The sequence below is a fragment of the Neobacillus sp. B4I6 genome (assembly GCF_050434045.1).
Taxonomy (GTDB): Bacteria; Bacillota; Bacilli; order Bacillales; family Cytobacillaceae; genus Neobacillus.
This window is the reverse complement of the sequence record NZ_JBNPWB010000002.1, coordinates 302,894-324,131: the sequence shown is the minus strand read 5'-3', so window position 1 is coordinate 324,131 and position 21,238 is coordinate 302,894. Positions and strand designations below refer to the sequence as shown.

General features: G+C 38.7%; 22 protein-coding genes, 1 pseudogene and 3 other annotated features. Of the genes and pseudogenes, 5 read left to right on the top strand and 18 right to left on the bottom strand.

The window, feature by feature from the left end; translation table 11 throughout:
* Nucleotides 1-35: 35 nt before the first annotated feature.
* Both pheS and QF028_RS03390 read right to left on the bottom strand, forming a co-directional pair.
* Nucleotides 36-1,073: a phenylalanine--tRNA ligase subunit alpha gene (gene pheS, locus QF028_RS03395; RefSeq protein ID WP_429464115.1), complete on the bottom strand. Its 1,038-nt coding sequence runs from the start codon at nt 1,071-1,073 to the stop codon at nt 36-38.
* 74 nt (nt 1,074-1,147) lie between these two features.
* Nucleotides 1,148-1,395, bottom strand: a binding site (T-box leader).
* 61 nt (nt 1,396-1,456) lie between these two features.
* Nucleotides 1,457-2,206: a TrmH family RNA methyltransferase gene (locus QF028_RS03390; RefSeq protein WP_429464113.1), complete on the bottom strand. Its 750-nt coding sequence runs from the start codon at nt 2,204-2,206 to the stop codon at nt 1,457-1,459.
* A 119-nt stretch (nt 2,207-2,325) separates the two neighbouring features.
* Here QF028_RS03390 and sspI point away from each other — a divergent pair, with 119 nt between their 5' ends.
* Nucleotides 2,326-2,532 (top strand): small acid-soluble spore protein SspI, encoded by a 207-nt coding sequence (gene sspI, locus QF028_RS03385; protein ID WP_088089203.1) that lies wholly within the window; start codon nt 2,326-2,328, stop codon nt 2,530-2,532.
* 87 nt (nt 2,533-2,619) lie between these two features.
* On the opposite strand, the gene QF028_RS03380 is transcribed toward sspI, so the two are convergent.
* Entirely contained in the window at nt 2,620-3,705 is a 1,086-nt protein-coding gene (locus QF028_RS03380; RefSeq protein WP_429464112.1) for a M42 family metallopeptidase, read from the bottom strand.
* Between the two features lie 245 nt (nt 3,706-3,950).
* Between QF028_RS03380 and QF028_RS03375 the strand changes: the two are divergent.
* From QF028_RS03375 to QF028_RS03365, 3 genes and pseudogenes are all read left to right on the top strand, one after another.
* Nucleotides 3,951-5,046 (top strand): annotated as a pseudogene (locus QF028_RS03375) (GerAB/ArcD/ProY family transporter).
* A gap of 57 nt (nt 5,047-5,103) precedes the next feature.
* A complete protein-coding gene (locus QF028_RS03370) occupies nt 5,104-6,633 on the top strand; it encodes a spore germination protein (protein WP_429472170.1) in 1,530 nt (509 codons plus the stop codon).
* A 27-nt stretch (nt 6,634-6,660) separates the two neighbouring features.
* Nucleotides 6,661-7,815 (top strand): Ger(x)C family spore germination protein, encoded by a 1,155-nt coding sequence (locus QF028_RS03365; protein WP_429464110.1) that lies wholly within the window; start codon nt 6,661-6,663, stop codon nt 7,813-7,815.
* 190 nt (nt 7,816-8,005) lie between these two features.
* Here QF028_RS03365 and dut read toward each other — a convergent pair whose 3' ends face one another.
* Nucleotides 8,006-8,440, bottom strand: coding sequence for a dUTP diphosphatase (dut, locus tag QF028_RS03360; RefSeq protein ID WP_429464108.1), 435 nt, complete (start codon nt 8,438-8,440; stop codon nt 8,006-8,008).
* A 170-nt stretch (nt 8,441-8,610) separates the two neighbouring features.
* Here dut and QF028_RS03355 point away from each other — a divergent pair, with 170 nt between their 5' ends.
* Nucleotides 8,611-8,988, top strand: coding sequence for a sigma-w pathway protein ysdB (locus QF028_RS03355; protein ID WP_429464106.1), 378 nt, complete (start codon nt 8,611-8,613; stop codon nt 8,986-8,988).
* An 18-nt stretch (nt 8,989-9,006) separates the two neighbouring features.
* Here the strand turns inward: QF028_RS03355 and QF028_RS03350 are convergent, their stop codons facing one another.
* From QF028_RS03350 to ytaF, 14 genes are all read right to left on the bottom strand, one after another.
* Nucleotides 9,007-9,267, bottom strand: coding sequence for a DUF1294 domain-containing protein (locus tag QF028_RS03350; RefSeq protein ID WP_429464104.1), 261 nt, complete (start codon nt 9,265-9,267; stop codon nt 9,007-9,009).
* Between the two features lie 98 nt (nt 9,268-9,365).
* Nucleotides 9,366-9,725 (bottom strand): 50S ribosomal protein L20, encoded by a 360-nt coding sequence (gene rplT / locus QF028_RS03345; RefSeq protein WP_066258061.1) that lies wholly within the window; start codon nt 9,723-9,725, stop codon nt 9,366-9,368.
* A gap of 38 nt (nt 9,726-9,763) precedes the next feature.
* Nucleotides 9,764-9,964, bottom strand: coding sequence for a 50S ribosomal protein L35 (gene rpmI / locus QF028_RS03340; protein WP_066258063.1), 201 nt, complete (start codon nt 9,962-9,964; stop codon nt 9,764-9,766).
* A 17-nt stretch (nt 9,965-9,981) separates the two neighbouring features.
* Nucleotides 9,982-10,485, bottom strand: a complete 504-nt coding sequence (gene infC / locus QF028_RS03335; protein ID WP_142292242.1) for a translation initiation factor IF-3 — start codon at nt 10,483-10,485, stop codon at nt 9,982-9,984.
* Nucleotides 10,486-10,634: 149 nt separating this feature from the next.
* Nucleotides 10,635-10,766, bottom strand: a sequence feature (ribosomal protein L20 leader region).
* Between the two features lie 174 nt (nt 10,767-10,940).
* Nucleotides 10,941-12,875: a threonine--tRNA ligase gene (thrS, locus tag QF028_RS03330; protein ID WP_429464101.1), complete on the bottom strand. Its 1,935-nt coding sequence runs from the start codon at nt 12,873-12,875 to the stop codon at nt 10,941-10,943.
* 277 nt (nt 12,876-13,152) lie between these two features.
* Nucleotides 13,153-13,400 (bottom strand) — a binding site (T-box leader).
* A gap of 96 nt (nt 13,401-13,496) precedes the next feature.
* Nucleotides 13,497-14,375 carry a sporulation protein YtxC gene (ytxC, locus tag QF028_RS03325; protein ID WP_429464099.1) on the bottom strand — a complete coding sequence of 293 codons (879 nt, stop codon included), beginning with the start codon at nt 14,373-14,375 and terminating at the stop codon, nt 13,497-13,499.
* 147 nt (nt 14,376-14,522) lie between these two features.
* Entirely contained in the window at nt 14,523-15,452 is a 930-nt protein-coding gene (dnaI, locus tag QF028_RS03320; RefSeq protein ID WP_410883993.1) for a primosomal protein DnaI, read from the bottom strand.
* A gap of 13 nt (nt 15,453-15,465) precedes the next feature.
* Entirely contained in the window at nt 15,466-16,854 is a 1,389-nt protein-coding gene (locus QF028_RS03315) for a replication initiation and membrane attachment family protein (RefSeq protein WP_214731876.1), read from the bottom strand.
* A gap of 55 nt (nt 16,855-16,909) precedes the next feature.
* The gene (gene nrdR, locus QF028_RS03310; RefSeq protein WP_144564449.1) at nt 16,910-17,371 is read right to left on the bottom strand and encodes a transcriptional regulator NrdR; all 462 of its coding nucleotides are present in this window, start codon (nt 17,369-17,371) and stop codon (nt 16,910-16,912) included.
* Between the two features lie 90 nt (nt 17,372-17,461).
* Nucleotides 17,462-17,857 (bottom strand): hypothetical protein, encoded by a 396-nt coding sequence (locus tag QF028_RS03305; RefSeq protein WP_215001018.1) that lies wholly within the window; start codon nt 17,855-17,857, stop codon nt 17,462-17,464.
* Between the two features lie 110 nt (nt 17,858-17,967).
* Nucleotides 17,968-18,342: an adenosylmethionine decarboxylase gene (speD, locus tag QF028_RS03300; protein ID WP_088089215.1), complete on the bottom strand. Its 375-nt coding sequence runs from the start codon at nt 18,340-18,342 to the stop codon at nt 17,968-17,970.
* A gap of 343 nt (nt 18,343-18,685) precedes the next feature.
* A complete protein-coding gene (locus QF028_RS03295; RefSeq protein WP_429464096.1) occupies nt 18,686-19,717 on the bottom strand; it encodes a glyceraldehyde-3-phosphate dehydrogenase in 1,032 nt (343 codons plus the stop codon).
* A gap of 166 nt (nt 19,718-19,883) precedes the next feature.
* Entirely contained in the window at nt 19,884-20,498 is a 615-nt protein-coding gene (gene coaE, locus QF028_RS03290) for a dephospho-CoA kinase (RefSeq protein ID WP_429464094.1), read from the bottom strand.
* Nucleotides 20,499-20,517: 19 nt separating this feature from the next.
* A complete protein-coding gene (gene ytaF / locus QF028_RS03285) occupies nt 20,518-21,153 on the bottom strand; it encodes a sporulation membrane protein YtaF (RefSeq protein ID WP_215001023.1) in 636 nt (211 codons plus the stop codon).
* Nucleotides 21,154-21,238: the final 85 nt, after the last annotated feature.

Sequence of the window (21,238 nt, the reverse complement as noted above, 5' to 3'; positions counted from 1 at the left end):
TCAAGCTTCAACGGCTTGGGTTGAAGCATTCAGTTTCACTCGTGTTTTGAAAATTGTTTTAAGAAACGAACATCATTTGTATAGAAATGTCTGATATCATCCACACCGTACTTTAACATCGCAATCCGCTCTGGTCCCATACCGAAAGCAAAGCCAGTGTATTTTTTAGAGTCATATCCAGCCATCTCAAGAACGTTAGGATGGACCATACCGGCACCGAGAATTTCGATCCAGCCTGTTCGCTTACAAACGCTGCAGCCATGACCGCCGCAGATTTTACAAGAAATATCCATTTCTACTGAAGGTTCAGTAAATGGGAAAAAGCTTGGACGCAGGCGGATTTCACGATCTTCGCCGAACATTTTTTTCGCAAAAACTTCTAATGTTCCTTTTAGGTCACTCATGCGGATGTTCTCACCGACCACAAGACCTTCGATTTGCATAAATTGATGGGAGTGTGTCGCATCATCATTATCACGACGGTACACCTTTCCTGGGCAGATAATTTTGATAGGACCCTTGCCTTGGTGCTTTTCCATCGTACGAGCTTGAACAGGTGATGTATGGGTACGGAGCAGGATATCTTCTGTGATATAGAAAGAGTCCTGCATGTCGCGGGCCGGGTGCCCCTTCGGTAAATTAAGCGCTTCGAAGTTATAATAATCCTGCTCTACTTCAGGACCTTCCGCTACCTGATACCCCATACCAATGAATAAATCCTCAATTTCTTCGATGATTCTTGTCAGTGGATGGTGGTTTCCAACCTTAACTGGTCGTCCTGGGAGGGTAACATCGATGCTTTCAGAAGCTAATTTTTCTAAAACAGCCGCCTCTTCTAACCCCGTATGTTTGGCTTCAATTTTAACGGCAATCGCTTCACGGACTTCGTTTGCTAATGCCCCCATAACTGGACGCTCCTCAGCAGAAAGCTTTCCCATTCCGCGTAGTACTTCCGTGATTGGGCCCTTTTTACCTAGGTAGGCAACACGAATGTCATTTAATTCTTTTAAGCTTACCGACTGTTCAATTTTTTGAATAGCCTCTTCCTGCAATTCCTTTAAACGTTCTTGCATGTCAATTCCTCCTTAATATTAATCAGTTGATCGGTGTCAGGCACCAATGAAAAAACAAAAAAACCCCATCCCTGGAAAGGGACGAGGTTTATAGTTCGCGGTACCACCCTTGTAAACACGTTATGTAAAGAAACATTGTGTTCGCTTCATTCGGATAACGGCATCTGCCGGTGCATCTTTACATTTTCGTTCGCGAAAATGGTCCCGATGCCAACTCAGGAGGTGAACTTCGCTTATCCTTTCCATAAAAGTGCTTTCAGTCGCGGCACTTTCTCCCTAAATGGTCACTAAATAAGGTACTTTTCTCCGTCATCGTTCTTTAATATTCAATATTGTTCATTATTATATAATAATTTCCCTGTAAAGGTCAAACTAGTTTCCGCCTATTTTTTCAAATAATAGAGCAGAATCCCTGTTGCAACGGCAACATTCAAGGATTCACTTTTGCCGTAAATCGGGATATACAGGTTGGCTGTGGTGCTTGAGAGTATGTCTTTCCCGACGCCATTCCCTTCGTTTCCAACGATCAGGGCAAACGAATCACCTGTGGAAATGTCAGTATATGCAGATGCCCCTTCAAGTGCTGTACCGTATACAGGAATATTTTTTTCCTGGAGTTTGTCCATCCATTCATGAAGGTCGCCTCTTATTATCGGAAGGTGAAAATGGCTTCCTTGTGCCGACCTAAGGACCTTTGAGTTGTAAATATCCACACTTCCCCGTCCTACCACAACGGCGTCGATCCCTGCTGCATCTGCTGTGCGAATCATTGTTCCGAGATTTCCTGGGTCCTGAACGGCATCAATAAATAGGAAGGTCTTGGCATCTACCACTTCAGCATTTGCTATTTGGCAAACCCCATAAACTCCTTGTGGTGCCTCTGTATCTGTTAATGCATTCGATATCTCTTCCGTGACTTGTATTACTGGCGTCGAACCAGTATCGAAGCGGGAAGGTAAATCTACTTTTTCAGAAACTATGATTTCTACAATTTGCTCTCCTTGTTTTAGCGCTTCCTCCACTAAATGAAAGCCTTCAACTAAAAATGTTCCTGACTTATCCCGTTCTTTTTTGGTTAAAAGCTTTTTCCACTGTTTTACTTTAGGGTTATTTATCGATTCAATATATTTCAAAACCCGCTCTCCTTTTACAATTACGATGATTTTTTAATTATAGCCTAATAAAAATACATAATAAAACCAAAAGTAGAAAAACTATTTAAGAAATACAGGATAAAAAGGAGTGCATATACATGAATTTAAATTTACGTAATGCCATTGTTCACAATGTTTCGGGAAATACACAAGATCAATTAGAAGATACCATTGTTGATGCCATTCAAAATGGGGAAGAAAAAATGCTCCCAGGTCTTGGTGTTTTATTTGAAATCATTTGGAAAAATTCATCCGAAGATGAGAAAAAAGAAATGCTTACAACCCTTGAAAGCGGGTTAAAGTAATCATTTGTTGAAGCTGCCGATTACCCATCGGCAGTTTTTTATTTAAAAAAATCCCCGGCAAAGTTCATCCGGGGACCCCACAAAAAGTTATTCAAACGTAATTTTATCAACAGTCTCTCGGTCTAAGCGCTTAATAACTTCGACAATCAACTTCACTGCGTTTTCATAATCATCACGATGGAGCATAGCCGCATGTGAATGAATATAGCGCGTCGCAATCGTAATCGGAAGCGCCGGAACCCCATGATGTGTCAAGTGGATTGACCCTGCATCTGTACCACCGCCAGGAATGGACTCGAATTGATAAGGGATGTTCAATTCATCGGCTGTATCGGTCACTAAATCACGTAAACCTTTATGCGCTACTAGTGAGGCATCATAGATAACAACTTGTGGTCCCTTCCCCATCTTACTCATTGCTTCTCTTTCCGAAATTCCAGGTGTATCTCCGGCAATACCGACATCAACAGCAAAGCCGATATCCGGTTTGATTTTTGCAGTGGCTGTCTTAGCACCGCGCAACCCTACCTCTTCTTGAACATTACCTACCCCATAAACAACGTTCGGATGATCTACACCCTTTAATTGTTTCAGGACATCAATGGCAATTGCACAGCCAATCCGGTTATCCCAAGCCTTGGCTAATAGCATTTTTTCATTGTTCATCACTGTAAATTCAAAATATGGCACAACCATATCGCCTGGACGAACGCCCCATTCAGTGGCTTCCTCACGGCTAGATGCACCAATATCAATAAACATGTCTTTAATTTCAACCGGTTTCTTACGAGCTTCCGGTGATAAAATATGCGGAGGCTTAGAACCGATAATCCCGGTTACATCTCCTTTTCTTGTAACAATCGTCACACGCTGTGCAAGCATTACCTGCCCCCACCAGCCGCCAACCGTTTGAAAACGAAGGAAACCTTTGTCATCGATTTGAGTAATCATAAACCCGACTTCATCTAAGTGACCAGCCACCATGATTTTCGGGCCGCCCTCTTTACCTACCTTTTGAGCAATCAAACTGCCAAGTCCATCGGTTGTGATTTCATCAGCGAATGGAGCTATGTATTTTTCCATGACCTCGCGAACTTCACGCTCATTGCCGGGAATCCCCCTGGCATCAGTTAACTCTTTTAACATCGTCAAGGTTTCATCTAGTTTTTCCATTATTTCGCCCCCTTTGTATAGGTACAATTTTATTATACAGAAGTAAATTGTAAAGTTACAAATTTCGCTCTGATTGGTTTAAATAACTCAGCATCCTTTGATTCTTTAAGAGGTTCACGGAATCTAGTCTTCATGGATAACATGTATCTTTATGGAGAATATTAAGTAAAAAGGAATACTTTGTTAAGGACGGGTTTGCTTTTGTATGTCATAAGCCTTTTTTACTGCAAAAGGGAGATAAATTAATGATTAAGGAAAAAATCAGTGCAATCCAGCTTTTTTATTTAATGGCAGGCTATGTATTAGGCACCGCGATGATTTTGGGATTAGGGGCAGACACGAAGCAGGATGCATGGATCTATATCTTAATCGGAATGGTATCCAGTCTATTATTAATGGTTGTTTATACGCAATTATCAACCTATTATTCAGGGGATACACTCGTTCAGATGCTTCCAAAGATAATCGGAAGGTTTCTTTCCTATCCCATTATCCTGCTTTATATTGCGCATTTTACCTATTCTGCTGCAAGAGCGTGCAGAGAATTGGGGGATCTGATTGTCTCAACCATCCTAACTGAAACCCCAATCTTAGTGGTAATAGGAAGTTTTATGGTGTTAATGATATATTGCTTGCTGGGCGGAGTAGAGACTTTGGGGCGAATGGCGGAAATCGTCTTTCCTATATATATTTTTGCTCTTATCCTGATTTGGCTTCTATTACTAAGTGTTGATCCATTTGATGTAAAAAATCTAACTCCTATTAGGTAATGGTGTAACGCCCCTATTGAAAAAAGCAGTTCCAAAAGCCATAAACTTCCCATTTGGCGAAACCGTTGTCATTATGATGTTTTTTCCTTTTCTAAGTAATAAACAAAATATAAGAAAGATAGGATTGTCCAGTCTAGTTATCGGAGGAATCCTGTTAACAGTTAATTCTATTATGATGATTTCTACATTAGGACCGGAAATTTACAGCCAGGACCTTTTTACACTGCTTGCTGCAACTCAAATGGTTTCTGTTGCAGACTTTCTTGAGCGGTTTGATGCCCTAGTTATTTTAATGATGGTAGCAGGAGTATTTTTTAAGGTGGGAGGATTTACATTCGGTGCTTCCATTGCTATTTCTCAATTATTCAAGTTAAAACAAACTCGTTCCGTATTGATTGCACTAGGGTTAATTATTACCCCCTTATCGCTCATAAGCTCACCTAATTATGTTGAACATTTAGTTTTTGGATTTAAGTTTTATGTTCCATATTTTATGACTCTATTACAAATCATGGTGCCAATTTTATTACTTTTCATCGCAATGATTCGTAAAAAATTGGGCCATCTATAGTCTCACTTAATCAATAAGGGTGGTACGTTCATTGAGAAATTTAAGACGAATTAAAAAATTAAATTCGACTATCCAAAATCAAAACCGAGACAAAATTCAGGAGGAAAAAGGAAACGATCAATTATCAGGGTTTCTTCAGGAAGATTACAGGTAAGGAAGTATTTTGAAGGGGCTTCAGATTTTAGATATCGTGAGCTTGAAATATGCTCTACATACTCGGCTATGATTTTTTATCTCGATGGACTAGTGGGTATAGAAAGAATTGAATTAAATGTCATAACTCCTTTAGTCAAAAACAATGATGCATTCCTAAATAACCCTAAACCGACAATTGGCACCATAGTAGAAGAACTAAGTTCAGCTCAAGTAAAACAAGGAGAAACAATCCAGGAAGTGATTAATCATATTTTGTTAGGTGACACCGTTTTACTGATTAATGGATTTAAACAATTCCTTTTTATTAGTGAACAAGCATGGGAAAAGCGCTCAATTGAAGAACCTCTATCCGAAGCAGTCGTTTTAGGACCAAGAGAAGGCTTTACTGAAAATATCCGAACCAATACAAGCATGATTCGAAGACGCTTAAAAACAACTAAACTTAAATTCGAAAGTATAAAAATCGGGAACCTTTCCCAAACCGAAGTAGTCATTACTTATCTTGATGGGATTGCACAGCATTCAATCGTGGAAGAAGTTCGCAGTAGATTAAACCAGATTAATATCGATGCGATTGAGGACAGCTGCTACATTGTGGAGCTTATTGAGGATCATCCTTTCTCAGTGTTTCCGCGAATATTGCAAACTGAACGACCAGATCGAGTGGTCGGTAACCTTCTTGAAGGCAGGATTGGGATTATCGTTGAAAATAGCCCTTTTGCTCTTGTTGTTCCTGTGACTTTTTTTCAAATGATGAGTTCTCCTGAAGACTATTATGGAAAGTTTATCGTGGCAACATTTATTCGATTCATCCGCTATCTATTTTTATTGGTTGCACTATTATTTCCCTCCATTTATATTGCTGTGACTACCTTCCATCAGGAATTACTGCCAACCAATCTTTTGTTTAGTGTTGCGGCTTCACGGGAAACGGTGCCCTTTCCAGCGGTTATCGAAGCCCTATTAATGGAAATAACCTTTGAAGTATTGCGTGAAGCAGGGTTACGATTGCCGCGTCCAATTGGATCAACCGTTAGTATTGTTGGGGCATTAGTAATCGGCCAAGCAGCTGTTGAGGCAGGAATTGTTTCTGCTCCATTAGTCATCGTTGTATCCACTACAGGCATTGCATCATTTATGTTTCCTAGTTATACCTTAACAGGAGCTATTCGGATCCTTCGGTTTTTAATGATTTTTTTATCCGCAACGTTAGGGTTTTATGGGATCTTGTTAGGAGTTTTCTTTATTTTAGTTCACCTTGTTCAACTTCGTTCCTTTGGTGTTCCTTATTTGGCCCCTGTCGCCCCACTTAATTTTAACAACCTTAAAGACGTTTTTATTCGTGTTCCTTGGTGGAAGATGAATGAACGCCCAGAACAAACAGGAAAAAGGAATTTGAAGAGATTAGGTTCCCGAAACCGTAAATACTAGTTCGTTTTAAAAGGACGGGATGGGATTATGAAAGCGATTAGAAAGCTGCTAATAGTCGGCATAAACGTTTTTTTGCTTACAGGTTGTTGGAACCGGATTGAAGTGAATGATATTGCCATAGTTACCGCGATTGGATTAGACCTTGTTGAAGACGATATGATTCGCTTAACCCTTCAAGTAGCCATACCAACTAAGTTAGGACCCTCTGGAGGAAGTAATGGAGGAGGAAAAGAACGCAGTACATTTGTCATTTCAGAGAAAGGTGTGACCGTTTCTGAAGCTTACCGAAATTTACAACTGAAGCTATCAAGACGTGTATTCTTTTCTCAAAGCAGGATCTTATTGATCGGTGAGGCTTTAGCTAGGAAGGGAGTATCTAATATTATTGATTTTTATAAAAGGTTCCACCAATCTCGAATGAACAGTTTTATCATGTTTACAAAAGGAGAGGCTTCCGAAGTTATTAAAAACATACCAAATTTAGAAAGTATTTCGGCAGAAGAAACAAAGGAACTTGCAAAGCTAAGTGTAGGTTTAAAGGTTTATGTCAGAGACTTTTTGAACATGCTTCTTACAGATGGATTAGAACCATATGCCCCTCAGTATAAATTAACTTCATTAGAAGTAGATACAAAAAATGAATCAGGAAAAACACAGGCTATCAATGGGGCTGCTGTATTTAAAAAAGACAAGCTAATAGGTTGGATGGATGAAACTGAAACCCGTGGAATTTTATGGCTTCGTAATGAAATAGAAGGAGGAGTCATTTCCATTGAAGTCCCAAAGGAAAAAGGCGGGGGAAATATTAGTTTTGATATTATTAGATCAAAAACCAAAATTCTTCCCCATCTTGAACATGGACAAATGAAACTTACTGTAAATGTTACCTCAGAACTGAGTGCAATTGAAAATTCTTCAAAGCTAGTATTATTTAATCCAAAAGTAATCGAAGAGACTCAAAAAAATATTGAAAAGGAGATTAAAGCTCGAATTCAATTGGTAGTGAATGGGGCTCAAAAAGACTTTCAATCAGACATATTTGGATTTGGCCAAGCCGTTTACAGAGAATATCCAAAAGCATGGAATACGTTTTATAAGAAGAATTGGAACCAGGAGTTTTCACAAGTAGACGTAACCATCCATTCAAAAGTTTTTATAAGAAGAATCGGCTTAAGTAAGTGAAGAAATACTTCATAAAAAAAAATAAAAAATGTTCTAATCCTTTTTGGTATAAAAGGGGAACCATACCTATTTTTATTCTCAGAAGATTATCGATTAAAATAGTATGAAAAGGGACATTCTCACCTTATTAAAGAAATTTGATGCTGCAAAGCCCAAATTCTAATTAAGGAACGAATGTCCAATAATACTTTTATTTACCGGAAGAACCGAATCCACCTTCTGATCTACCCGTATCCGATAATATTTCTGTTTCTATAAGGTTAACTTTTAATACTGGGGCAATAACCATTTGGGCAATTCTCATTTGTTTTTCAATTGTAAAATCCTCTTTCCCATGATTAATAAGGATAATTTTTATTTCCCCTCGGTACCCTTCATCAATAGTCCCAGGACTATTAAGCACAGTTATGGAGTGATTTAAGGCTAGACCGCTTCTAGGCCTAATCTGCGCCTCGGTTCCTTTAGGTAATTCAATTTGTAACCCCGTTCTTATTAAACCAGCTTCCCCTGCTTTGATTATTTTTTCCTCTATAGAAAATAAATCTAATCCAGCATCACCTTCATGCGCTCGATAGGGTAATAAAGCATCATCGTTTATTAATTTAACTTTCAATTTATATTCCATTTCGAACCTCGTTTCAAGAAATTTTTATGTAGCTTAATTATTGATTAATATATTGACTTGTTTTTACTATTTTTTAATAATCAAGCCTGCCAATTTCCATAAATGATAAAAGTGAAACTTTTTTCCTGATGAATCGTATTAGAAGGAAAAAAGGTGTAGGAGGCTTAGCCATGATATGGTTGCTGCGCTTCGTATTGTTGTTTTTCCTATTCTTCTTATTTAGCTATGTGTTAAAATCCCTTTTTACATCGAAACGAAAACTAGAAGCTGCCCGTAAACATAAACGTTTTTTATTAATTGATGATCAGGATGTCAGAAAAAATTTCTTACTTACTTATAAAGGTGCTATATTTGCTGGTGAGAAATACATGGGTCCTGCTGACAACACCTTTGACGTCGTCTCAATCATCATCTCGCCTGAAAATGCAGTCTCGCTAAAAGGGCTAGTTAAGGATGACTTTTTTTATATGGATAAAAAAATCCTTGAGTGTTATCCGAATGCTGAAATCCATTGGAAAAGTCCGGTGAAGGAATTTTTGCAGGATTAGCCGCCATTCATGCTCTTTTTAGATCAGAAACTTTATGAGAAGAACGAGTTCGATTACTGCTAGGACAGGAAAACCAATTTTAAACGATGTATGCTTCGTTTTATGGCGGTAAAGCTGCATCCCTGCCGTCGTACCGACAGCGCCCCCAAATAATGCCACCAGCCACAAGGTCCTCTCTCGGATTCGGTACTCATGTTTTTTTGCCCGCTTCTTATCCTCCCACATAATCACGAGTCCTGCGATATTCATGATTAGATAGGCCAATAACCATATTTTCATATCCAATACCCCCTTATAGAAAAAGCCATCCTCATCTATGAGAATGGCCTTTACATATGTCTAGCTCCAGCGCCTAAGGGCGCTTTTAGCTTTTCTAATTACTTGTTAATATTTTGTTTTGCAACGTTTGCTAATTCAGCAAATGCGTTTGCATCGCTTACTGCTAATTCAGCAAGCATCTTGCGGTTTACTTCGATACCAGCAAGCTTTAAGCCATGCATTAAACGGCTGTATGAAAGACCGTTGATACGAGCTGCTGCATTGATACGAGTAATCCATAATTTACGGAAGTCGCGTTTTTTCTGACGACGATCGCGGAAAGCATACATTAATGATTTCATAACCTGTTGGTTAGCAACTTTGTATAATGTATGTTTTGAACCGTAATAACCTTTTGCTAATTTAAGAACTTTTTTACGACGCTTGCGCGTAACTGTACCGCCTTTTACACGTGGCATGTAATTTCCCTCCAATATATAAATCGATCACTAAATTTTTACTTCATGTAAGTTAACATTTGACGAATGCGTTTGAAATCACCTTTAGAAACAAGGGATGCTTTGCGAAGCTTACGCTTTGCTTTTGTAGATTTGTTAGCAAATAAGTGGCTTGTATAAGCGTGGTCACGTTTAAGTTGACCTGAACCAGTTTTCTTGAAACGCTTTGCAGCGCCACGGTGAGTTTTCATTTTTGGCATTTGGGATATCCTCCTTATTACTTGTCGATTTTAGGTGCTAAAACCAGGAACATGCTCCGGCCATCCATTTTAGGATGGGATTCGATCGTTGCAACTTCCTTGCACGCTTCTGAAAAACGGTCTAACACACGTTGACCAATTTCTTTATGGGTAATCGCCCGGCCCTTGAAACGGATTGAAGCTTTTACCTTGTCGCCTTTTTCCAAGAACTTAATCGCATTACGTAACTTTGTATTAAAGTCATGCTCATCAATCGTTGGGCTGAGACGAACTTCTTTAGTAGTAATGATTTTTTGATTCTTCCGAGCTTCTTTTTCTTTCTTTTGTTGCTCGAATTTAAACTTGCCATAGTCCATAATTCTGCCGACTGGAGGCTTTGCATTTGGTGCTACTAGTACCAAATCAAGATTCACTCTTCCAGCAATCTCTAAGGCTTCAGTTTTGGTTTTAATCCCTAACTGTTCGCCATTTTGATCAATTAGGCGGATTTCGCGAGCGCGAATGCCCTCATTTAACAACATGTCTTTGCTAATAATTAGCCACCTCCAAGGTTTTATCACGAATACAACGTTTTGGTCAAGAAAATCATAAGGAACCCTTTTCAACCTAAACGTCTGACACCCTATTGAATCAACAGGTAGTAAAGCTTTTTAGCAGTGCTATTAAGTGAACAAACAAAAAAGTGCGGATGAATGCACCCACACTTTACAGAACATAAGTAATAAAACCAAAAAGTTCACGTAAACCTGCCAACTGCCAATTGCGTCAATCAGGTGAGAAGCGGGTGCTTCTTCTTTTCCCAAAAACAAGTATTCAATTTTTCACCTTAGTTAATATAACATAAGCAAAGACGTATTGTCAAACAAACTATTTCCTTTGACAACGAAATTTATTTTAGCAAGAAACTGAAAATTATTCAATATATTTTTTTATTAAAAAAAAAGAAAGAGAGATTGCTCCCTCTTCCGAATAAAAATTATCCTCTTTTCACTTCAGCAACGATTGCTGCTAAAAACTCTGAAAATGGCTTTGTTTCTGAGTTTTGTTCACCATATTTACGGACATTGACAGCTTGGTCTTCGACTTCTTTATCACCAACAACCAGCATATATGGTATTTTTTGCATTTGAGCTTCGCGAATTTTATAGCCGATTTTTTCATCACGGCCATCCAATTCGACACGTAATCCTTCATTTTGAAGTTGCTCCTGTACTTGCTTAGCATAATCATAATGTGCACCAGGAGATACTGGAATAACCTGTACCTGTACTGGAGCCAGCCAAGTAGGGAAAGCGCCTTTGTATTCTTCAATTAAGAAGGCAACAAATCGTTCCATTGTTGACACAACGCCACGGTGGATAACAACTGGACGATGCTGCTTGCCGTCCTCACCAACATATGTTAAATCAAAACGTTCCGGTAATAAGAAGTCTAATTGAACAGTGGAAAGTGTTTCTTCTTTCCCTAGAGCTGTCTTAACTTGAACGTCAAGCTTAGGACCGTAGAATGCTGCTTCTCCTTCTGCCTCATAGTAGTTAAGACCAAGATCATCCATGGCATCCTTCAGCATCGATTGTGCTTTTTCCCACATCGCGTCATCGTCAAAATACTTTTCAGTATCTTGCGGGTCACGGTAAGATAAACGGAAGGAATAGTCATTAATATCAAAGTCATTATAGACCGCTAAGATTAGGTTAACAACCCGTTTGAATTCATCTTTAATTTGGTCAGGACGAACAAAAATATGTGCATCATTTAAAGTCATTCCACGAACACGCTGTAGTCCTGAAAGGGCACCAGACATTTCATAGCGATGCATTGTTCCAAGTTCGGCAATTCGGATTGGAAGTTCACGATAGCTGTGAATGCTGTTCTTGTACACCATCATATGATGTGGACAGTTCATTGGACGAAGAACTAATTGTTCATTGTCCATTTCCATGATCGGGAACATATCTTCCTGGTAATGATCCCAGTGACCTGAAGTCTTATATAAATCAACACTGCCCATGACCGGAGTGTACACATGGTCATAACCTAGACGCTGTTCTTTATCAACAATATAACGTTCAACCACACGACGAATTGTTGCGCCTTTCGGAAGCCATAACGGTAATCCCTGTCCTACCAATTGGTTACTAGTGAAAAGGTTTAACTCTTTACCAATTTTACGGTGGTCACGTTCTTTCGCTTCTTCAAGCAAGCGAAGATGCTCAGCTAAATCTTCTTTCTTAAAAAAGGCTGTTCCGTAAATACGTTGTAACATTTTATTTTTGCTGTCACCGCGCCAGTATGCACCCGCAATGCTTAACAATTTAAATTCTTTAATTTTTCCTGTCGATGGAACATGGACACCACGGCAAAGGTCAAAAAAGTCACCTTGCTCATAGATTGTCACTGTTTCCTCATCAGGAATGGCCTCGATTAGTTCCAGCTTGTAAGGGTCACCCGCTTCTTTAAATAGCTGAACAGCGTCCGCACGGCTTACTTCCTTGCGAACAATTTCAATATTTTCATTGACGATTTTCGCCATTTCCTTTTCAATCCTTGGCAGATCTTCTGGAGTTAATGATTCCTCAAGGTCCATATCATAATAAAAACCACCCTCAATAACAGGACCAACTCCTAAATTCACACCAGGATAAAGCCTTTTAATAGCCTGTGCCATTAAGTGTGCTGTACTGTGCCGTAAAATCTCTAAAGCATCATTGGAATCAGGGACGACGATTTCTATTGAACCGTCTTCATTAATTGGACGGCGAAGATCATAAAGTTGACCGTTCCATTTACCGGCAATCGCTTTTTTCTTTAGGCCAGGGCTGATGGAAGCGGCGATATCTTCCGTTGTTGTTCCACGTGGGAACTCCTTTACTGCCCCATCTGGAAACGAAATCTTAACAACGTCTGACATGGTAATTCCTCCTTTGTAATGAAGCGTCTTCGGGTCATTTTGGCCCAGAAGATTCGCTGTTAAAAAAGCTATGTTAAACTTGGCTGTTGATTTCCGCTTCAGGTGCTTCGCTTTCCGCGGGCGGTCCGGGGAGCCTCCTCGGCGCAAAGCGCCTGTGGGGTCTCCCCTGCCCCGTCCTCCCGCAGGAGTCTTCGCACCTTCCGCTCCAATCAACGTAGGCTTTATAAATCAACAATGACCTTTAACACAGCCAAAAAATAAAAAAACCCGTCCCTGGAATAGGGACGAGTTTTGATAAACACGTGGTTCCACCCAATTTTTCATTTTCGAATGACACACATTGAAAATGACTTTGGTCAGTTAACGGCTGTGACCGTCAACAATTACTGACTTCATGGAAACATGAAGTGTTCACTGCTGAAGTTTAAAGGTGGTAAGTATTATTTTCGTGTTAGGAGGCTTTCAGCCCTGTCCTCCCTCTCTAGAAACCGTAAAAAATACTGTTATCCTTATCATTACTTTTGCTATGAATATTCTATGTACGTTATTATAATGACTAATTCCCTAAAAATCAAGGGACTTCAACCTACAAAAACAAATTATTACAAAAATTCCTGTATCTCAAGCATGGTTTTCCGAAGAATTATTATCTGCTGCCCATTTTTTAACTTCACGGAGGGACGCAAACGATTTCACAGTTACTCTTTCTTCAAAGATGTTTTTGATTGTTCGAACTAAGGGTTCTTCTGGGTCTTTTGTATACAGAAAAATAGTTGTAGGCGCAAGCGATAAAAGTGGTGCAATCGAAGCAGAATCGACATAAACAGGATGATTAACAAGTAACTTTCGGTCAATCAATCTAATTAATTCAGCTCTTTTCATCTCTTCAAACTGGTCGTTATAAAAAGTAATTTCCTCGTCAAACAATAAATGAAGAACGTCCATTTTTGGTTCCCTGTTCAGTAAAAAGTCCCTGAGCATTTGCACAAACATTTGATACTCCTGCTCCATTTTATATTCATCAATGGCAATCTCAACATAACCTTCCAGTAACTGGAGGTATGGCCGCAAACGAAATTTATGAAAGGAGTCAAACGAAAAAGAAATATCATCCTGAAAGATATACTCGATGGCTGCTTTAATATTAGGCTCTTCATTTGAATCCTTCAAAAAGACAATCAGATCTTCTCTTTGACCTTCAAGAATGGAATAGATAATTTCCATTATTTGTTGCTGTACTTCTAGATCCTCATAAAAATAACGGTTTTTTAATATTTCCCTGAACCAATCGTCACGTTTTATGTTCGTAATAAATTCGTAAAATGCATTTTTAACCATAGTAGAAATTTCAATGGATAAGAAGCTACCTAAAAATTTTACTATATGTTGATCTTCTATTAGAAGAATAGTTTCTTTATCATAATTATTTGGTAAGTACTCCAGCAAGTGGTAATAAAACTTTTGAGCATCCAGCTTGCTTTGGAAGATGATTTCCGCCAACCAAATCCCCCCTTTAAGCCAATCTTTGTTAATATATATGGGGGACTTGGCTAAAATAGAAGTTAGCTGACAGTTGCTTTTGTTATTTACAGAAAAAAATACAAAAAAAAGACTGCTGACCTGTTTCAGCAATCCGGAAAACACGTTTTATTCCCGTCTGTTTGGACCATCGACCATCACTGGCACACTCAGGGAGCGGATTCTCTCCATGATTCGTCGGGCTTTCATTTTCTCTTCTTCGCCCCGCTGGCTGTAGGTTAAATGATGCTCTAGCTCCCCAAAATTAAAGTTTGAGGTAAAAAATGTCGGCAGGCTTTCAAGCATACGGAACTGTAAAATTGGCCCTAAAACTTCATCCCTTGTCCAACTTGAGACAGCTTCTGCACCAATATCATCAAGCATTAGGATCGGTTCTCTTTTTAATGCTTCAATTTTTTCATTCAAAGTCGAATCAGCAATCGAACTTTTCATTTCCCTTAATAGTTCAGGGACATAGACAATCATCGAAGAAATCTGTTTTTTTGCCAATTCATTGGCGATTGCCCCTAATAGATAGGACTTTCCGACACCGAATTTCCCGTAAAGAAAGAGGCCCTTTGGTTTTTTACCTGCCTCATAATTCATTAAAAAAGTTGCAGCCTTATCTCCAGCATCCAGCCTGCCTGAGTCTCCTTCAAAGTCTTCAAAGGTGGCCTCAAGTATGTCTCTTGGCACATATAGACTTTTGATTAGTTTTTCATTTTTCTTTTTTTCATCTGCCATGATTTTTCGAGGACAGCGTTTATAAACAACATCAATGGAGTTTCGGGATAATACCAATTCTGGGTGATATCCCTTCATGAAATTGATACAGCTATCCAGACTTTCACATTTGTGGCATTCTTTGCTTTGGTTCGTATACTCGTACAGTTTACTCATACTTTTATCAATCATAGATTGATCAATCTCATTTTGATGTTTTGCTAAAAAGGCCTGAATATCCGGATTTTCAAGGACTTGCCTGCGTTGTTGCTCATATCGTTTTTGAAAGCTTTCATTAGAAGCTAATCTTTTCAATGTTCGATTGATTTTTTCCAATTTTGGTCACCCCCTATTTGCGAAACGCTTTTAACTTTTCTTCAATCGCACGCTTTTTCGCTTCAACTTCACTGTTGTTTCCTTGCGCGGGATCTTTGCCCGCATCTTTTGTACTTTCATCAAACCAGTCAGGAATTAACTCTGTCCGAATTGGCTTTTTATTAGACGATCTTGTAGTTTTTTTGCTTTCTGTTACCTTGTGTTCCTCATTCTTCGCGAGCTCCATCGCTTCTTTCACCGTTTTCACTTGTTTCCTTGCCCAATGACTTGCGATTGACTCGACAAAACCCTTTGTAAATTTCATGTCCGTTTTTCTCATAACCACTTCAATTAGGACATTTACCACACCTGGGGGAAGTTTATATTTAATCATGATCTCTTCTAAGGTTTTCAAATTGGCATTCGAAGGTTCAACACCGCCCGAGATTTCTTTAAAAACGATGAGTGGCGGGGTCGTCTCATACGAGCGAATTAATTTTTCTTCCTGTGTTTTAGGTTCGGTGATTTGAGTTTGATGAACAATTGGTTGTGTTCGGTTAATAAGACTCGGAAGTTGGTCGTAATTGACAAATTGATACCAATCACGAGCCCCCTTTCTCAAGTCCTCTATATCAATTTCTTCATGCTCATTAATAGCACCTAAGATGAAATTTTTCATTTCGATTGCATCAATTTGGTACAGAAATGCAAGATTACTAATTACACTTTTTACTTTTGGCGTTAGCGCTTTTTTGGGAACAAGTGATTCATTCAGCCCTGCAGTTAACAAATCAAAATCAAACGTGTCCACACCAATTTGGATCGGACTCGGCTCATTTCGACCGATAAACTGTTGATTTTCTTCCTCTTGTAATTCTTCGGAAAGGGCTTGAATATATTGCATACTGCCAGGGGCTGCTGATGCAAACACGTCCTGAAAGGCTCTCGTAACATCTACATACTCGTCTTCCCTTGGCTTTTGTTGATCACTAAAAAAGCGCTTCAGACGAGAGAAATGGTTTTTTCCAATTTTTCGATAAAGATAAATATTTAACATCCCATCTAAAAAGAATTGCTCAGGACTTAAAGGTGGATGCAGTTCATAGATGAAGGACCGTCCCCCTTCATCTGTTTTGACACGAGTCTTTAATAAACCAATGCCTTCTAGCTTCAATCTGGCTTCGTAAATATCCTTTAAGTTCATCTCTAAGAGATTCATCAATAAATGATGAGTGGAAGACTCAGACCAGAGCCGATTTTCCTCTAACTCCGCCCAAAGCGTCATATACAAACTAAAGCAAGTTGACCCAATCAAGGGCTGATATAAAAACGTCAGCACTTTACGGTCATACTCATGCAGCAGCCCATCAGCCGCAACTATATAACGGTCGATAGGGAGAATTTCCTGCCAATGCTGCGCCATATCACTCCAACCTTTCTTGTTATAAAATCAAAAAGAGCCAAAAACTCTTTAGCTCTTAAGATTTTTCTTTTTTGATTAATTCTTTTAATTCATCAATAAAAACATTAATATCTTTAAACTGACGGTAAACGGATGCAAACCGTACATAGGCGACTTCGTCCACGTGTGCCAGCCTGTCCATGACCATTTCACCGACTGCTTCACTTTTTATTTCAGAAATCCCCTGACTCCGCAGATCCTTTTCAACACCATGCGTTATATCTTCTAATTCCTTTAAGGCTACCGGCCGCTTCTCACATGCCTTAATCAAGCCACGTAATATTTTATCACGGCTAAACTCTTCTCGGGTCCCTTCTTTCTTGACTACAATCAGCGGGATCTCTTCAATCTTCTCAAACGTAGTAAAACGATACCCACATTCTTCACATTCGCGTCTCCTCCGTGTTGCTCGACCTTCATCAACTGGGCGAGAGTCGAGGACGCGTGTACCATAATTTTGACAAGATGGGCATTTCATTGTAATCAACTCCAAATCTACACTTTACTCCCGAACAAAAACGCTTACTTTCATCTTATAAAAAAGACTATCTTTATACAAGTAGTAGTACTAGGAGTTTTTTATTCCTATAAAGGTATGTAATTGATTAATTCGCTCGTAATAAGAATTAATCCGCTTTTTTAAATCGGGATAGGTGCCGAGTAAGGAAAATTTTTCAGATGAAATATTAAAGTCTACCGCTGTTTCCATTGGCTTTACTCCCACAATTGTAACAATTAGAAAGCAGGGGATGGGTTTACTGATTTCAACAGCAATTTCTCCATGTTCTTTAGAAACCGTGGTGACCCGGCAATCAGCATCTTCATGGAATAACTTTTCAACAGATGCAAATAATTGATTAAACATCGCCTTATAATAATGCGTTTTTAAGGAATCATCCTTAATCTGATCTGAAGTCTCAATTTGCTTTTTAAAACGAACAAATAGGTTACCTAACATAGCCATACTATTCCTCCCATGATGTAGCTTTGTTCTTATTGTACAACATTAGTCTAGAAAATATAAAAAGAGGTGTATGTATAAATACACCTCTACGTTAATTATTTTTATAGTGATTATAAAACCTTTGCCTGTTTTACATGAACAGGACCCATGCCACGTGGAATTTCAATATTTTCACGTGTTTGTGCATTTAATGCCTCAGCAATATAATCGGCCGCAACATTAGGATTCAAATCGCCGCAAGTGTATACATCTATGCTAGCATATCCATGTTCAGGGAAGCTGTGAATGGTAAGATGTGATTCAGAGATAATAACTACACCACTTACACCTTGTGGGGCAAATTTATGAAATGCTACTTCACGGATTTCCGCACCTGATCTAAGAGCTGCTTCAACAAAAGTTGTTTCAATAAAATTCATATCATTTAATTTTTCAAAGTCGCATCCCCAAAGCTCAGAGATTACGTGACGTCCCATTGTTTCCATATTCATTTTTCCCCCTCTAACCTTTTATGTTCTTTCTTGAAATCCTGTTATTGACGGTATCCGAGTAACTACCACGGGGGAAAGTTAGTCCAGAGAGGTCCTAACCCTTTAAGTAATTAATAGCTACCTGATTTCAAGAAGTTCACGATGACTAGTATACTTTGTTTATATTTTTTTTGCAACCTATCAATATAAAAAACTTTATATGTTAATTTTGTAACAAGGTTAATGGGCATGTTCCATTTTTCATTCGATAAAAAAACACTAAATCAAAGCTATTTTATGCAAAAAACACCCAAATGGCTCAAGCAAGGCAAAAAAAATGCTGTCTATCGACAGCATTTTATCCAACCTTTATATGTGATGATTTTGCTATTTCCTCTGCAACATACATGGTGAGATCCACGACACGTGAAGAATACCCCCACTCATTATCATACCATGCTAAAACCTTTACTTTTCTTGTTCCCATCACCATTGTGGAAAGACCATCAATGATGGCAGAATGTTCATTAGTATTAAAGTCAACGGATACTAATGGTTCCATCGTCAAATCCAAAATGCCTTTTAATGGGCCATTTGCCGCTTCAATAAATGCGTTATTGACATCATCAAGGGTCACATCTTGATTAAGATCAACTACTAAGTCAACAAGTGAAACGTTTGGTGTTGGCACACGAAGTGACATCCCATGTAATTTACCTTTTAAGTGCGGTAATACAAGTGAAATTGCCTTGGCCGCTCCTGTTGTTGTTGGAATGATAGATTGTCCACATGCACGAGCCCTTCGTAAATCTTTATGAGGGTTATCGATATTTTTTTGATCATTTGTATAGGCATGAATCGTTGTCATTAATCCGCTTTCAATGCCAAATTTTTTATCTAACACCTTTGCAACAGGTGCAAGGCAGTTGGTGGTACATGATGCATTTGAGATAATGTCATGATGATTGATATCAAGCATTTCTTCATTAACACCCATTACAATTGTGACATCCTCATTTTTCCCTGGTGCAGTTAAGATCACTTTCCTGGCTCCTGCTTCTAAGTGCAGTGCAGCCGCTTCACGAGCATTAAACTTTCCTGTCGCCTCTATAACAATATCAATACCAAACTCTCTCCAGGGAAGCTCCTCTGGATTACGACTGCTTAATAGTTTAATTCTTTTGCCATTGACGATTAACTCATCATCTAAAGGGATAACTTCTCCCTGAAATGGTCCATGATTTGTATCATATTTAAGTAAATGTGCTAATGTTTCCGCTGGATAGCTTGCATTTATGGCAACAACCTCAAGCTTATTTTCAAGGATCGCTTTTCTAAAAACCATCCTGCCAATTCTCCCAAATCCGTTTATTGCAACTCTCGTCTTCATTTTACATCCCCTTTTTGTATTAGTGTCATACTTAATACTTGTATTGTTGTAATTAGTATAACATATTTAGGTTTAATTGTGATGAATAAACTGCGGATTTTTAAAATGTTTTATAATTCAGGCAACTTAGAAACAGAAAAAAAGAGAAGGTTGCCCTTCTCTCCCATTACTTATGATTATTTATATCGATGCCAAACTGGGCTAAAATTTCAAGAAGTTGTTTTTTTGTATCTGCGATCGAACCATTATTATCAATTACAGCATCCGCGAGCTTTATTTTTTCAGACAGGGGCATCTGAGAACGAATCCTTGCTTCGGCATCCTCTACTGATAGATTATTTCTCTCGATTAATCTTTTTAATTGTGTTTCATCGTCAACATAAACAAGTAACGTTTTATCCACCATATACGTAAGTTTACTTTCAAATAATAAAGGGATATCAAGAACAACCACTTCTTCACTGTTTTTTATTGCCTGATCGACTTGGTCCCTCATTCTTTTTCTAACCTCAGGGTGGACGATTTCGTTTAAAATTTGCCGCTTTTCAGCGTGATGGAAAATAATTGCGCCAAGCTTTTGCCTGTCAATTTCACCATCTTCCAATAAAATATCACGGCCAAACTCTTCAATAATCTTAAAATAAGCGGATTCACCTTGCATTACCGCTAGGCGTGATTCTATATCAGCATCGACTACAGTGATATCCATTTCTTTGAAAAAGTTTGAGACTGTGCTTTTTCCACTGGCGATTCCGCCTGTTAAACCGATAACTAATGACATGATCTTTTCCTTTCTAGATTCATAACTTCCATATTCCAATTATGATTAATAAAATCCCTGGCAAAAACGTGAACTTTTGGATCCAATCAAACTTATGAAAAAAAGTTCCGCTTTTTATCCCTAATAGAACAAATAACGAGCTCATAATCGCGACAGTAAATGCTAAATAAAAAGGAGAGAAACCAAGCATCGCTGCACCAATCCCGGCTCCAAAGGCATCCAGCGACAAAGCAAAGCCTAACATTAAAGCTTCGATCCCCGTAATCGTACCCGATTGGTCAAAGTCAGCCGACATCGGCTTTTTCAAGATGTTGATGGCTAATCCTAGGGATTTAATTTCAAAATTTACGATTGTTTTTTCATGTTCTAGTACGTCTTTTTCCTTTTCTGGTTTGAAAAATTGAAACAAAACCCATGCACCAAGAGCAATTAGAATGATTCCCCCTAGGCTTGCCGTAATACTTGGAGATAGAACTTTTTCAAGTCCATGCCCAATTGACACGGCAATCATTAAAGAAATAGCCGAGCAACTTGCAATAATAATCACTGATCGGATCGGCATGACCATTTTCCTTAGTCCATAGGTAAAACCCACGCTAAAGCTATCAAGGCTGAGAGCAAAAGCAAGTATGAGAAGCGAGAACAACTGAACCATGATGTCTAGGGCTCCTTCCTCCAAAATCATTACGATAGTATATGGCAGGAGCCTATCAAAGGTTAATATTATTCAATTCTCACTT